Below are 14,412 nucleotides of genomic sequence, written 5' to 3'. Positions count from 1 at the left end.
TTAAAAGGAAGCCAGAGGAGGCTTCCTTTCGTAAATTACATGTATAAATAAATGTCACCATCAATAACTTCTACTTCGTATGTTTGAATACAGCCGTCATCAGGTTTTTGAACTTCACCTGTTATTAGTGAGATTTTCCAATCATGCAGCGGACAAAAGACGAATTCTCCAGATACAATTCCTTCTGCTAACGGTCCGTTTTTATGAGGACAACGATTTTCTACAGCTCGAATATCGCCATTTGAAAGACGGAATAGGGCGATAGACATACCTTTCATTTGCACTTCTTTACCGATTTGAATAGGAAGATCTTCCGCACGCATAACTTTTATTTTTTCTTTCGTTTGTATCATATAGATCACAGCTCCTTATTTCACAGTTTCTACTTCATACATCGCTTTTAATGACTTCGTTTCTAGTGCTTGTCCCCACGCTTCCGTATATGTGCTACGAGCTGTTTGGAAGCGTTCATTTAACGTAGTAACCATACTTGCATCTTGTAGTATTTCTTTTATGTGATCGAAGCCTAATCGTTCTGTCCAGTAGGCAGTACGCTCTCCGTAAATACCAGTTTCACGATAATATTGCATGTAAGCTGTAGCGATGCGAAGGACATCATCTTCAGTAGGGACGATCATTACAAAATCAGCTTCACGTACTTCTGTACCACCATTTCCGCCAATATAAAGTTGGTATCCATTTTCGACACATACAACGCCAAAATCTTTCGTTAATACTTCTGCACAGTTACGTGGACAGCCTGTTACACCCATCTTCATTTTATGTGGTGTATCTACCATTTCTAATGATTGTTCAAGTAGCATACCAAGTCCTAATGAATCTTTCGTACCGAAACGGCAGAAGCGAGAACCAACACAGGATTTGACATTACGAAGCGATTTTGAATACGCATATCCCGAAGTCATATGCAAGTCAGCCCATACGTTAGGTAAATCTTGTTTCTTAATACCATATAAGCCAATTCGGCTCGCGCCTGTAATTTTCACAAGAGGAACATCGTATTTTTTCGCAACTTCAGCAATTTTCATTAAATCATCTGCTGTTGTAACGCCTCCATACATACGTGGAATAACAGAGAATGTACCATCGTGCTGGATGTTACCATTCATTCTTTCATTAACGAAACGAGACGCTTTATCATCTTCATATTCTTCTGGAATCGCCATACGTAAATAGTAGTTCAAAGCAGGGCGGCATTTCGAACAGCCGTCTTCCTGTACAAAACCAAGCACATTTCGTACTTCTTTTGGAGATTTTAAACCTTTCTCGTGAATGGCTGCTACGACTTCATCACGTGATAAAGTCGTACATCCACACATACCAGTAGACTGCGCAGAAGCATCAAAATCATCTCCAAGTGTATGAGATAAAACTTGTTCCACAAGCGGACGGCATTTTCCGCAAGATCCTGCGGCTTTCGTGCATCCTTTTACTTCTTCAAAAGTAGTTAACTCTTGCTCTAAAATGGCATGAACGATTGTATCTTTCGTAACACCATTACATCCACAAATCGTGTCATCCGCACTCATTGTAGCAACGTCAAGTTCACTCTCTTCACTAGCTTTGTGAAGAAGGGAAGCGGCTGTATATTCTTGTATATCTTCTTCTTTCTTTAACATGCTAAAGAGGCGTGTACCATCAGCGGCGTCACCATATAAAACGATACCAACAACTTTATTGTCGCGAATTAATACTTTCTTATAGGAACGTTTACATTCATCAAAGATTGATATTGCTTTCGTCTGATCATCTTCATAAATTTGGCCGGCAGAGAATAAATCACAACCAGCAACTTTTAATTGCGTACCAACGATACTGCCTGTATATCCATTTGTTTGTAAATTTGTTATATGTTTCGCTAATATTGTGCCTTGTTCATAAAGAGGGGCAACAAGTCCATATGCGATACCATCATGTTCTGCACATTCGCCAACTGCATAAATGGATTCATCATTTGTTAGCATATAGTCATTGACTACAATACCTCGGTTGACAATTAGACCAGCATCTCTTGCTATTTTCGTATTTGGTCGTATTCCGACAGCCATTACGATTAAATCACAATCTACAACTTCACCATCTTCAAATTGAATGCCCTCAACACGATCTGTACCAAGAATTTTTACAGTTTTCTTTTCCATTAAAAACTTCATGCCCTGTGCTTCTAAATCTTCACGCAGAAGAGAAGCTGCTTTCGTATCTAGTTGTTGCTCCATTAAGCTAGGCATTAAATGAACAACATGTACGTCCATTCCTAAATCAATTAGACCTCTTGCGGCTTCTAAACCAAGTAATCCACCACCAATGACTACAGCTTTTTTCTTTTCTTTAGCAGTATCAATCATAAATTGTGTATCTTCAATAGTTCGAAATCCTGTTACACCAGGAAGAGTAGAGCCTTCAACGGGTAAAATAAAAGCACTAGAACCTGTTGCGATAATGAGTTTGTCATATGTAACAGTACGATTCTTTTCTGTAATAATAATTTTTTCTTCTCGGTTAATACTTTGAACTCTTTCATTTGTATACAAAGTTATTTCGTTTTCTTCATACCAACTGTATTCATTCATAATGATATCTTGCATATTTGTTTTGCCTTGTAAAACATGAGAGAGCATAATGCGGTTGTAGTTTGGATGCGGTTCATCTCCAAAAATAGTAATCTCATATGAATCACTATCATATTTTAATATTTCTTCCATACAGCGTATGCCAGCCATACCATTTCCGATCATAACTAAACGTTTTTTCATTTTCGTTTCCCCTTTTTTATGTGAAATATTGAACAAAGGATTATATTTCTATTATAGAAAATCAAAAAAGAGGGAGATGTGATATTTATCACACTTTTATAATAATTCATAAATTGTTAAGATTCGAGTTTGTGTGAGGGGGATGTGGATATGTTTTGCAAAATGAAAAAGCAGGACATAAGTATGTATACTCATGTCCTGCACTTGATTTATGCTTTCGTAATGGCACGCGGAAATAAAATATTATTTTCTAAATGAATATGCTCAAATAAATCAGACTCTAGCGCTTCAAGGCGTTGGTAAACAAGTCGATAAGTGCCGCATGCGCCTTCTGGAGGCGTAAAGTCATTTGTTACTTTACGAAGTTCTTTTATAATATTTCCGGCATGATTGTGTTCATTTTCTAGTTCATCTACTACTTTACGTAACTTTGCATAGTTTTCATCGGTTGGATTTTGTTCAAATTCTAAAATTAATGGAAAATCTTCCGTTTCTTCTTTAATTAAATGCTGTTCTAATTCCATTTTAAGTTCATGAAATAGCTTATGAATTTGAGCTAAATGAGGCTGATTCGCTCCATGAACGCGTAAGACTTTCGTCACATATGGACTTAACTGTGGTAACTCTCCATTTAAATAACGATGATGCTTATGAATTATATAATCAATCAATTCACGATAAGAAGCATTTTTCCAATCAATTTCAGATTCATTTAATCGTTTCGTATTACGATAAAGCGTATTTAACTCTGTAAGTACTTCAGAAGCCGATAAATTTCTTTCATGAATTGCATCAATAAGTGGCTTATTACCGCCACAACAAAAATCTATTCTATAAGATTTAAAAAGATCACTAGCCTTCGGAAATTGTGTAACAATCTCACCAACAATAGAAGTTTCAGTAAATATATGTTCCATATGAATGCCTCCATAAAGTTTAAATGTAATATCTAAATTAAGAATAGCGATAAATGAAAAACAACGTGGTGATTGAAATCACTTATTATGTGTCTGATTTGAGAATAATAGGAGTGGTATTTAACAGAGTACATTAATATTTTTAATAGACTGATGAACATTTATTTATATATAGGATAAAATGGATGTATTTCCCATTACCTTTTTAAATGAAATTCATAAAGTATAATATATCGATTGAAAGGAGGAGATTTGAATGGAATTCCAATTGTTGGTGACTTGTATATTACAAGAAGGTAATGCTTTCTTTTTAGTAACGAAAGTAGACGATGTTATTACGTTAAAAGTACCGATTACTGCGGGAGTAGCAGGTTTATTCTTAGCTTTAGGTGTACCAAGATGTTCTTAATTTAAATCTCTACAGTAGAAAGAGGCGGACAAGCCTCTTTCTACTAATACATAATTATTTTATGTAAACTAAAATGTTATTTTAGTAATAGCACATTTAGAATGGACATGCATATACTATAATGTTTTTTAAGCTATGAAAATTAAAGAGGTGCTATTATATATGAAAAGAAGAACATTTGATATTCCAGTTACATTACGAAGAGAGTGGTTTTTAATAGAGTTAGCCCATTTAACGAAAAAATATGGAATTGAAATTGCAACTAGCAAAATGGAAGCTGCACCGTTTTTAAGAGATCAAGTTACGGAAACAAAAATAGGATCAGGCCTCCAATATGATAAATATGATGATGAGTATATCATTGGAAATTAAAGGATACCAGCAAAAAAATTCTTTATAACAAAATATAAAATAAAGCAGATTCTAAATATGGAATCTGCTTTATTATGAAATACTTCTAGTCAACTATCCTCTTTCTAGTGTTTTTCCTACATATTTTTCTTGTGTTATTCCGAAAGATTCACGAAGAATGCGAGCATAATCTTTTGATTCTATTGGTCGTTTATTTTTTGTGCCTTTAAAGGTTTCTGTATAATTTTTATTTGTTAATGATACGTGACCATAATCAGTTAATTTACAAGTAATAGCCCCTTTATTAAAAGGAGATTCTTTATGCTCTACAATCACTTTTTGAATGTTATTCACTTTTTTCTCATCTATTTGATCTAAAGTAAAGGCATAGCCTATTTTCCATTCGTGTGAAGGTTCAGATTGCAAGAAATTTGTAGATTCCCCGTTAGCTCCTTTTCTCATTTCTAAAATGTGTGTACCTTTTCGGGTAGTTCGTTTGCGAATTCGATATTCTCCCGTTTGAGAAGAGATGACTTCTCCGGTAAAAGGGACTGGATGTAAAGGTAGATGAGATGCAAAACCTGCGTCTATAACATAATCTTTATAATTATGATTTAATATGATAATGACATGACCATCATCGGGTTTCCATTTATTATCGTAAAGATCATAAACGGTACCGGCTACTTTATATACTTGAAACCCAAAATCCATTAAAAAGTAATACAATAAGGAGTTTAATTCATAACAAAGACCGCCTCGTTTTTGAATAAGTAACTTTTCTATTAAGTTATTTTTTGAGATGTCTTTAATAGTACCAGCCATAATATCAAGATTTTCATAGGGGAGAATCAATCCCATTTGTAAGAGAATTTCATCTAAATCATCAAATGTTATTTCTTTTGCAGGAATTTTCAGTCGTTTAAAAAACTCCTTTTGTAAATTGGTCATCATAAAGCATTCTCCTTTCTTTTTACAGAAATTTCTTCTGCTCACCGCTAGGTTAGTACTTCTAAAAGTTTAATTCAAGTCTGCGAAAATTATCATAATATATGTTTCTGGAAACCTTATTATCTATTTAGAAATTTCAGTTTAATTTTTAATCGTAGGAAAGTCTTACAGCATAAGTTTCTATTCGTTTGTTTTATATTAAATTAAATAAAAGTACATATCTTCATTAATCTTTTTTTATAACTAGGTGGTAATAAAGTGTTTTTTTACTAAAGTTTTTTCAAGATTTGTATACTTTATATAGACAATAATGATTTAAAGATATTTGGATTTAGTACGGTTAACAATTATTGAGAAACTTTTTTATAGTGTTCTCTCAAAAGGAAGAGATGGAAACAAAGAGAATAACGTGTGTTAAGGAAGAAGGGGTACTAGTAATCTATTGGGAATAGGGAGAAGATTTTGTTTAAGTAAAAAGATTATCTAGTATTAAGAAAGAAGATAAAAAAATTACAAAGAGCACCTTCTTTCAAAAAAAGTGGGGGGAGTAACATGAGATTGATGAGAAGATATGTTGCCTTACTAATTTTATTTTTTATCATGGTTCCAATAATTAGCACAAATGTGCGAGCAGAAGTTGTAAAAGAGATTAAAACAGGTTTTCCAGATCAAGAAGTCTTTACACCTGGAGACTGGTTTTTAGGCCAAAAACCTGCTAATTATAATGAGAATAAACCTCCAATTCTCTTTGTGCAAGGAAGGAATGGGAATGCTGATAGTTGGTATGGTAAGACAGTGTATCACGATATAAATGATATGTATGACTATGCTTTGAAAGCAGGTTATCAAACAGTTTTTATACAATTATATGATGCTGCTGGAAAAGGGTCAGCTAGTCAGTGGGACAACGGAAAATTGTTAGCACAAAAATTAGAAGAAATATATAATCATTTCGGTAAAAAAGTTAATATTGTAGCACATAGTAAAGGCGGTATTGATACACAGGCTGCATTAGTAGGATATGGTGCAAATCGATTTGTCGGAAATGTTATTACGCTTGCGACGCCACATCATGGATCAAACTTAGCTGATTTATCATATAGTTGGTGGGCGGGATGGCTTGCTTCTATATTAGGTCAAAAAGATGATGGTACGTATTCATTACAAATGGGGGAAATGGCAAAATTTCGTTCAACGATTGATAATAATCCAGCAGCTAAATTAAACCGTTACTATACCGCTACTGGGACTAGCTGGGGACCAGTATTTTCTGCGTTATCTATGGGCGGGTTATATTTGTCATCATACGGTTCAAATGATGGACTAGTAAATGAATGGAGTGCTAAGTTACCGTATGGAACTCATTTATTTACAGATTCCAGATTTGATCATGATAACATACGAAAAGGATCTGCTGTTTTCTCGCGAATTGAACCATATTTACGTACATCAAATGTAGCCGTACCAGCTTTAGTAGCATCCAGCACTAGTTCAAATGAAAATATAGAACAATTTAATACAACTTCAAATCAAAACATTTTAGGAGGAGAATTGCCACAAAATCAGTGGATAGAGCAAACTGTTACAGTTGATAAAAAAGCGGAAGGAATCGTTTCTATATTAACTGCTTCTTCTAATGTAGAAGTACAAATGATATCTCCAAAAGGAAAAATGTATACAAATAAAGATAGCGTTATAACTACTGGCGAAGGTGAATCTTTCTTTAATGGTGCGACAATTAGAACATTTAAATTTGATAAAATGGATGTAGGAGAATGGAAAGTTAAAATGATGGCGAAGCAGTCGAAAGATGCATATTTAGTTGTAAGCGATTACGAGACTGATGCGCCATTTATTCTCCAAATGCCTACAAAAGTTAAAGCGAATAAATCTGAGTATAAACTGAAAAAATCACCTGTGGCACCTGAAATGAAAGGGAATCTATCTATAACGGTAAGAGTCGTGAATAAAGGAGGAAAACTAGTCTCTGAATATAGTGAATTACAAAATGTTAATAACAATACATTTACGGGTGCTTTGAAGGACATAAAGCAACCAGGAGTATATAACGTTACGATGGATATAAAAGGGATGAATAAAGAAGGGCAACCTTATAGTCGTACAATTGTTAAGTCAGTTTATGTGGAGAAATAAAAAGGAATGAGAAGCTTTTAATATAAAAAGTACCGAACTTTTTCAGTAGAAGAGTTCGGTACTTTTTTCATGTTTACTAGATTAACAGAAAAGCATTATTCAATAAAAAAGATGCTGAAATAGCATCTGAATGAGAAGGTGATTATTAACTTAGTTTTATAACTGTTAATTCAACTGAATTAATACCATTATCACAAGTTGCAATACTTTGACGATTAAAACCACTATTATTTTTCAGTTGAAGAGTTGAGTTAGCTGGAACTGTAACAATCGTTTCGCCTGCAAGTTGAAGGCATTCGTTATTTGATGAAGTATTCATTTGAAAAGCAAAGTCACCTTGACTATTAGCAAGTGGATTGTCGTTTAGAAATATAGTCATGACTGGAATATGTGGAAAGACAGGATTTACAGTAGTGTTAATTGTTGAAATGAAAGAAACTCTATAATCACCAGCTTGACTAATTTGTATAGTAGTAGGATTTAGTAAGGAAACGCCTCCTACTATAGGACCAACGTGATTAAATGGAAAAGGATCTCCAAAAGGAACAGTTATAAACTCTGTTTGCCAAAAAGTGCCGTATGCCGGACAACTTTTTTTATGTGAATGGTCGCAGGAACATTTTTTATATGAACTAGAAGAGGAATTGCAAGAGCATTTTTTATATGAACTGGAAGAAGAGTTGCAGGAACATTTTTTATTGGAACTTGAAGAATGATAGTATGAACCCAATATATTACCTCCTATTATGAATGAAGTGTATACTCATAGTATTTTATGCTTGTCCTATATGAAAGGTGATAGATATAGAAAATAAAGTGCTAATACGATGAAATATAGTAATAGAATAGAAGCTGTAACCATTTTTGAAAAAGAAAAGGTTAATGATATGGTGAAAATATTAGAGGGATTTCTTGGGGAATTGAAGCGTGGGGTGAATGCTTATATTAATTATATCTGAAACAGTAAAACCAGTATCCTCAGTTGCAATGATATGATCGTTAAAGTGATATCTTTTTATTTGAATGTTTTTTATATTAGATTTTTAGTTATCCTTCTTTATTTACGTAGTAAGGCAGGAAGAAGACGAAAAGTATCGAATGAATGTACATATGTAGCATTGTTTGCTTTTGGTGTGAATAGTATTAAAAGATACGTTGAAATATTTTAAACGGTAACAAAAGAGCGATTAAATAATAGAGGGAGCAACTTACATGGAAAATATATTAAAGGTATCTTCAAAATCAAAACCAAATTCAGTGGCAGGTGCAATTGCAGGTGTACTAAGAACAAGTGGTAATGTAGAAATTCAAGCGATTGGGGCGGGTTCTTTAAATCAGGCAATTAAAGCAATTGCGATCGCAAGAGGGTTTGTTGCTCCAAGTGGTATTGACTTAGCTTTTGTTCCGGCATTTCAAGAGGTTACTATTAATGATCAAGAGAGAACGGCGATTAAATTAATTATAGGTCCTAGAAAGAGAAGGTAACTGCAGTAATTCAGTATTGAAATGATATTTAATATAACAAACAAAAAGTGTCACAAATGCTTATAACCTACGCATTTGTGACACTTTTTTTGTTTTATTTAAAATGAAATGGATAACCTTAAAACTGCTCATTCTTCTCCCAAGATTCCACAATATAATGTGCAATCGTTGGGTTGAATCCTTTCCCAACTAAAAACATAATCGCCGCAACTTCTGTTAAAGCGTGTTTGTGTGATGTATGTTTTGCTTCATTTAAACCGTAATCTACCCAAGGTTTTACGAAATCTAGTACAGGTTTCTTTAAAGGTAAAAACTGTGTACCGACAACTTGTTGAATTTGTTGTTGTGTTGGTTCTGTAATCGGTCCAGGCGGTAAGATTTGCGGTTGTGTAATATCAAGTGTTGGTCCAGGCGGTAAAATTTGTGGTTGCGTAGGATCAAGTGTTGGTGGTTTAGGTGGTGAAACACGCGCGTCGTAGTTTGGTTGGTACATTTGCGGCTGATATTGTGGTTGTTGAGGCTGAGTTGTGTATGGATTTTGTTGAAATTGTTGTTCTTGATTGTGCGGTGCTACATATGGATTTTGAGGGTATTCATAATTTGGACGTGTGTCGTATGCGTTTTGTTGATATTCAGTTTCTTGATTTTGCGTTATTGCATATGGATTTTGTTGAAATTGTTGTTCTTGATTTTGCGTTATTGCATATGGATTTTGTTGAAATTGTTGTTCTTGATTTTGTGGTACTGCATATGGATTTTGAGGATATTCATAATTTGGACGTGTGTCGTATGCGTTTTGTTGATAATTTGCTTCTTGATTTTGTGGTGTTGTGTATGGATTTTGTTCATATTGTTGTTCTTGTTCCTCATATTGTTCTTCATACCGTTCTTCCTGTTGCTGAGGATAAAATGGTTGTTGTGGGTAAGGCGGTTGATTATTATAGAACATGTTTATTCCTCCTTCATGATGATGCCTACCACCCAGTGTATGGGCGGACAAGAAAATATGTGATGAAAAAATGCGGGCGTGTTACAATAAGTAACTGGGTGAAGATAAAATGACAAAACAAGAAAAGATTCAAAAAACAATTACTTTTGTAAAACATATTTTAGAAAAAGATGCGAGTGGGCATGATTGGTATCATATTGAGCGCGTACATAAACTGGCGATTTCTTTATCCGAGCAAGAAGGAGGAAATCGTTTTATAGTTGAAATGGCAGCATTACTTCACGATGTGGCTGATGAGAAGTTAAATGAAAGTGAAGAAGCAGGAATGAAAAAAGTTTCTGATTGGTTAGAAGAGTTACATGTGGAAGAAGAGGAAAGTAAACATGTTCTTCATATCATCGCCAATATGTCTTATAAAGGTGGTCATGGCGGTAAAGTAGAGTCACTTGAAGGGAAGATTGTTCAAGATGCGGATCGCTTAGATGCACTTGGTGCAATTGGAATAGCTCGCACATTTGCGTATGGTGGAGCGAAAGGGAGATTAATGTATGATCCAACTATTCCGCCTCGTGAAGTGATGACGAAAGATGAATATAGAAAAAATAATGATCCATCTTTAAACCATTTCTATGAAAAACTTTTGAAACTAAAAGACTTAATGAATACGAGCGCAGCAAAACAAGAGGCGGAAGTTCGTCATCGTTATATGGAACAGTTTATTGAACAATTTATGAAAGAGTGGAATGCACAAATATGAAAATGTTAACTGTGGAAAATTTATCAAAATCATATGGAGAAAAACCGTTATTTGATGGATTATCATTTAGTATTGCAGAAGGACAACGTGCCGGAATTATCGGAGTAAACGGTACTGGTAAATCAACTTTATTAAAAATTATTGCAGGGGCTGAAATTGCTGATACAGGTGATATGACTCATTCACGTGGGTATACAATTAGTTATTTATCACAGCAACCGGAGTTTGATGAGCAATTAACAGTATTAGAGCAAGTCTTCCATGGTGATACACCTTTAATTCGTCTTCTTCGTGACTATGAAAAGGCACTATTACATATCGAAAAAGATCCAAGCAATGAAAAAGTACAGGAACAATTATTTGCAGTGCAACAACGTATGGATGCGATGAGTGCGTGGGAAGCAAATGCGAACGCAAAATCGTTATTAACGAAATTAGGAATTACTGATTTCACAGCAATTGTTGGAAATTTATCTGGTGGACAGAAAAAACGTATTGCGATGGCACAATGTTTTATTGAAACACCAGATCTATTAATTTTAGATGAGCCTACGAACCATCTTGACCATGAGACAGTTGAGTGGTTAGAGGAATATTTAGCACGATATACAGGTGCAGTATTACTTGTAACCCATGATCGTTACTTCTTAGATCGTGTGACGAATCGTATTTTTGAATTAGATAATGGAAAACTGTATAGTTATGAAGGAAATTACAGTACGTTTTTAGAAGCGAAAGCACTTCGTGAAGAACAAGAACTTGCGCAGGAATCAAAACGTCAAAACTTATATCGCCGCGAACTAGCATGGATTCGCCGTGGTGCAAAAGCTCGTTCGACTAAACAAAAGGCACGTATTCAACGTTTTGAAGAGTTAAAAGGTCAAGAAGGACCAGCTGCAAAACAGTCAGTTGATATCGCGCTTAGCGGTAGCCGTCTTGGGAAAAAAGTACTAGAGTTAAAAGATGTAACGAAAAAATTCGGCGATAAAACTGTATTAAACAACTTTAATCATATTGTGAAACCAGGCGATCGTATCGGAATTATTGGAGCTAATGGTAGCGGTAAATCTTCGTTATTAAATATGCTTGCAGGTAAAATATCTCCTGATAGTGGTGAAATTGAAGTTGGGCAAACAGTGAAAATCGCTTATTATACGCAAGAAAATGAAGAGATGAATTTAAATCAACGTATGATTGAATACATTAAAGAGATCGCGGAAGTCATTCATACGACAGACGGAAAAGTAATTGGTGCGTCTCAAATGTTAGAACGTTTCTTATTCCCACCACATTCACATGGTACACCGCTTGGCAAATTATCTGGTGGCGAGAGAAGACGTTTATACTTATTACGTATATTAATGGGAGAACCGAACGTACTATTACTGGATGAGCCTACGAATGATCTAGATACACAAACATTAACGGTGTTAGAAGATTATTTAGAAGATTTCCCAGGTGTCGTTTTAACTGTGTCGCATGACCGTTACTTCTTAGATAAAGTAGTAGATGAATTGTTCATCTTTACGGGAGAAGGAGAAGTGCGCGAATTTCTAGGTAGTTATACGGATTACTTAGAAATGGAAAAAACGAGAGAACTTATAGAGAAAGCGGAAGTGCAAAAAGAGAAAAAAGTGGTAGAAGAAGCACCGAAGCAACAACGTAAGCGTAAACTCTCATATAACGAACAGCGCGAATGGGAAACAATTGAAGATACAATTGCAGAACTTGAAGAAAAACTTGAGTCAATTGGAGAAGAGCTTGCAAATGTTGGTTCTGATTTCACAAAGGCACAAGAATTATCTGAAGCACAGCAAAAAACAGAAGAAGAGCTAGAAAAAACGATGGAAAGATGGAGTGAACTATCGGACATTGTTGAAGGATTAAAATAAAAACAAGCTGCATATATTGAAAAGTAAAGAGAAAAACTTTACACTATTGGTAGAACCTATTTTAGGAGGGAAAAAATGAGAACATCTAATCCAATGTTGAAAAAAGAGGCATTCCGTAAAGAAGGAGCAAGTGCTTCTGCGATGACTATTGGCGGAACAGTAGGCAAAACGTTTATTATGCTTATCTTGCTACTTGCAACGTCTGTCTATTCATACATACAGATGATAGAGGGTACGATGAAGATGCCAGTATTAATTGGTGCTTTAATCGTTGCAGCAATCATCGCATTTGCATCTATGTTCTTCCCGCGTATTTCACCTTTTGGTGCACCAATCTATGCGGCGGTAGAAGGGGTTGTATTAGGTAGTATTTCAGCTGTTTATACAATGAAGTTTGGCGATTCTATCGTTTTAAACGCTGTATTACTAACAATCTCAATTCTATTTGCAATGTTAGTGTTATATGCAACCCGCGTAGTAAAAGTAACGGATAAATTCCGTACAGGCGTGATGGCAGCGACACTTGGAATTATGGTTATGTACTTAGTCGTATTTCTACTAAACATGTTTGGTGTAACGGTTCCGTACATTCACCAAGGTGGGACAATCGGTATTATTATTAGTGCAGTTGTTATCGTAGTTGCTGCATTAAACTTATTACTAGATTTCGATTTAATCGAAAATGGTGTACGTAGTCAAGCTCCGAAATATATGGAGTGGTACACTGCAATGGGACTAATGCTTACATTAGTTTGGTTATACTTAGAAATTCTTCGTTTCGTTTCTTACTTTACGAAAAATGACTAATAAAAAAATCCTGCATGAAAAATGCAGGATTTTTTTATTTTTAAAGATAAATTGATGATGTGGTATAATATGGATGTTGGTAACCTTAAATTGAAGGGGATGGAATATGATGAAAGAGAAGAAAGGGATTATGAAAAAGCTATTTTCTAAAAGTTTTTTCATAGAACTAGATGATGCTTTAACGTATCCATCATCAGAAGTTATTACTTCAGCAATAGAGGGATATGCGGCTGAATGTAATGAAAGACTAAAATTTGAGAGTAAAGTTAAACCGATTACTTTTTACTTAGAAAATGTAATGTACCGCGTTGAGATAAAGATGGCTCGTGGTGGATATTACATTTCATGCAGTGAAGTATAAATTTTGAAACCTTACATGTTTAAAATATGTAAGGTTTCTTTTTTTCTTTTATAGCATAAAAAAATAATCTTTTTTACTTTAAAATATATTATTTTACGCTTTTTACCCTTCATATATTTTTATTTACAATGAAGAAAAATATGTGAGGTGGTATAACTTATGATGAATCGAGTTGTATTAATCGGTAGATTGACAAAGGAGCCAGAATTATACTACACAAAGCAAGGCGTCGCGTATGCACGAGTATGTGTTGCGGTGAATAGAGGTTTTCGAAATAGTTTAGGTGAGCAGCAAGTAGATTTTATTAATTGCGTTGTATGGAGAAGGTCAGCTGAGAATGTAACTGAATATTGTAAGAAAGGTTCACTCGTTGGAATTACCGGACGTATTCATACGAGGAATTACGAGGATGATCAAGGAAAGAGAATATATATAACGGAAGTTGTGATTGAAAATATTACATTTTTGGAGAAAAGGCGGGAGGGGGCATCATAATAAGATGGGACTTGAGGAAATTAAAGTATGATGGTGGAAAGAAATCAGCAAAATAAAGCATCCGAGTAGGAGTATAGAGTGGTAACATGTTACAATACAGCTAAGAACAT

Annotated in this window: 16 protein-coding genes; 10 read left to right on the top strand and 6 right to left on the bottom strand. The window is 34.7% G+C overall.

All coding sequences use genetic code 11. From position 1 onward, the window contains the following. Nucleotides 1–35 precede the first annotated feature (35 nt). The 3 genes from nirD to ric form a co-directional block, all read right to left on the bottom strand. Nucleotides 36–353 (bottom strand): nitrite reductase small subunit NirD, encoded by a 318-nt coding sequence (gene nirD, locus COL05_RS13470; protein WP_087959673.1) that lies wholly within the window; start codon nucleotides 351–353, stop codon nucleotides 36–38. A 15-nt stretch (nucleotides 354–368) separates the two neighbouring features. Then, nucleotides 369–2,774, bottom strand: coding sequence for an NADPH-nitrite reductase large subunit (gene nirB, locus COL05_RS13465; protein ID WP_098668979.1), 2,406 nt, complete (start codon nucleotides 2,772–2,774; stop codon nucleotides 369–371). Nucleotides 2,775–2,983: 209 nt separating this feature from the next. Continuing rightward, nucleotides 2,984–3,691, bottom strand: coding sequence for an iron-sulfur cluster repair di-iron protein (gene ric, locus COL05_RS13460; protein WP_098668978.1), 708 nt, complete (start codon nucleotides 3,689–3,691; stop codon nucleotides 2,984–2,986). 256 nt (nucleotides 3,692–3,947) lie between these two features. Here ric and exsG point away from each other — a divergent pair, with 256 nt between their 5' ends. Together exsG and COL05_RS13450 are read left to right on the top strand one after the other, a co-directional pair. Further along, nucleotides 3,948–4,100, top strand: coding sequence for an exosporium protein ExsG (gene exsG, locus COL05_RS13455; RefSeq protein ID WP_000395678.1), 153 nt, complete (start codon nucleotides 3,948–3,950; stop codon nucleotides 4,098–4,100). Between the two features lie 162 nt (nucleotides 4,101–4,262). Then, on the top strand, nucleotides 4,263–4,472 hold the full coding sequence (locus tag COL05_RS13450) for a hypothetical protein (RefSeq protein WP_142337477.1): 210 nt from the start codon (nucleotides 4,263–4,265) through the stop codon (nucleotides 4,470–4,472). A gap of 93 nt (nucleotides 4,473–4,565) precedes the next feature. Here the strand turns inward: COL05_RS13450 and COL05_RS13445 are convergent, their stop codons facing one another. Further along, nucleotides 4,566–5,405 (bottom strand): arylamine N-acetyltransferase family protein, encoded by an 840-nt coding sequence (locus COL05_RS13445; RefSeq protein WP_098668976.1) that lies wholly within the window; start codon nucleotides 5,403–5,405, stop codon nucleotides 4,566–4,568. Between the two features lie 549 nt (nucleotides 5,406–5,954). Between COL05_RS13445 and COL05_RS13440 the strand changes: the two genes are divergently transcribed. Then, the gene (locus tag COL05_RS13440) at nucleotides 5,955–7,556 is read left to right on the top strand and encodes an esterase/lipase family protein (RefSeq protein ID WP_098668975.1); all 1,602 of its coding nucleotides are present in this window, start codon (nucleotides 5,955–5,957) and stop codon (nucleotides 7,554–7,556) included. Between the two features lie 145 nt (nucleotides 7,557–7,701). On the opposite strand, the gene COL05_RS13435 is transcribed toward COL05_RS13440, so the two are convergent. Further along, entirely contained in the window at nucleotides 7,702–8,286 is a 585-nt protein-coding gene (locus COL05_RS13435) for a preprotein translocase (protein ID WP_098668974.1), read from the bottom strand. A 97-nt stretch (nucleotides 8,287–8,383) separates the two neighbouring features. Between COL05_RS13435 and COL05_RS31870 the strand changes: the two genes are divergently transcribed. Continuing rightward, nucleotides 8,384–8,515 (top strand): hypothetical protein, encoded by a 132-nt coding sequence (locus COL05_RS31870; RefSeq protein ID WP_257152569.1) that lies wholly within the window; start codon nucleotides 8,384–8,386, stop codon nucleotides 8,513–8,515. Nucleotides 8,516–8,768: 253 nt separating this feature from the next. Continuing rightward, the gene (gene spoVS / locus COL05_RS13430; protein ID WP_000427792.1) at nucleotides 8,769–9,041 is read left to right on the top strand and encodes a stage V sporulation protein SpoVS; all 273 of its coding nucleotides are present in this window, start codon (nucleotides 8,769–8,771) and stop codon (nucleotides 9,039–9,041) included. Nucleotides 9,042–9,159: 118 nt separating this feature from the next. On the opposite strand, the gene COL05_RS13425 is transcribed toward spoVS, so the two are convergent. Beyond that, a complete protein-coding gene (locus COL05_RS13425; protein ID WP_098668973.1) occupies nucleotides 9,160–9,990 on the bottom strand; it encodes a hypothetical protein in 831 nt (276 codons plus the stop codon). A gap of 109 nt (nucleotides 9,991–10,099) precedes the next feature. On the opposite strand from COL05_RS13425, the gene COL05_RS13420 reads away from it, so the two are divergent. From COL05_RS13420 to COL05_RS13400, 5 genes are all read left to right on the top strand, one after another. Further along, entirely contained in the window at nucleotides 10,100–10,747 is a 648-nt protein-coding gene (locus tag COL05_RS13420; protein WP_098668972.1) for an HD domain-containing protein, read from the top strand. After that, nucleotides 10,744–12,639, top strand: a complete 1,896-nt coding sequence (locus tag COL05_RS13415) for an ABC-F family ATP-binding cassette domain-containing protein (RefSeq protein WP_098668971.1) — start codon at nucleotides 10,744–10,746, stop codon at nucleotides 12,637–12,639. Before COL05_RS13420 ends, COL05_RS13415 begins: the two co-directional genes overlap by 4 nt. Nucleotides 12,640–12,714: 75 nt before the next feature. After that, entirely contained in the window at nucleotides 12,715–13,446 is a 732-nt protein-coding gene (locus COL05_RS13410) for a Bax inhibitor-1/YccA family protein (protein ID WP_001260642.1), read from the top strand. A 106-nt stretch (nucleotides 13,447–13,552) separates the two neighbouring features. Continuing rightward, nucleotides 13,553–13,807, top strand: a complete 255-nt coding sequence (locus COL05_RS13405) for a DUF4318 domain-containing protein (protein WP_098668970.1) — start codon at nucleotides 13,553–13,555, stop codon at nucleotides 13,805–13,807. Nucleotides 13,808–13,966: 159 nt separating this feature from the next. Continuing rightward, entirely contained in the window at nucleotides 13,967–14,302 is a 336-nt protein-coding gene (locus tag COL05_RS13400; RefSeq protein WP_098668969.1) for a single-stranded DNA-binding protein, read from the top strand. The last annotated feature ends 110 nt before the right edge of the window (nucleotides 14,303–14,412 follow it).

The organism is Bacillus sp. AFS059628 (assembly GCF_002571225.1).
Lineage (GTDB): Bacteria > Bacillota > Bacilli > Bacillales > Bacillaceae_G > Bacillus_A.
This window is presented reverse-complemented; position numbering and strand designations above follow the sequence as displayed.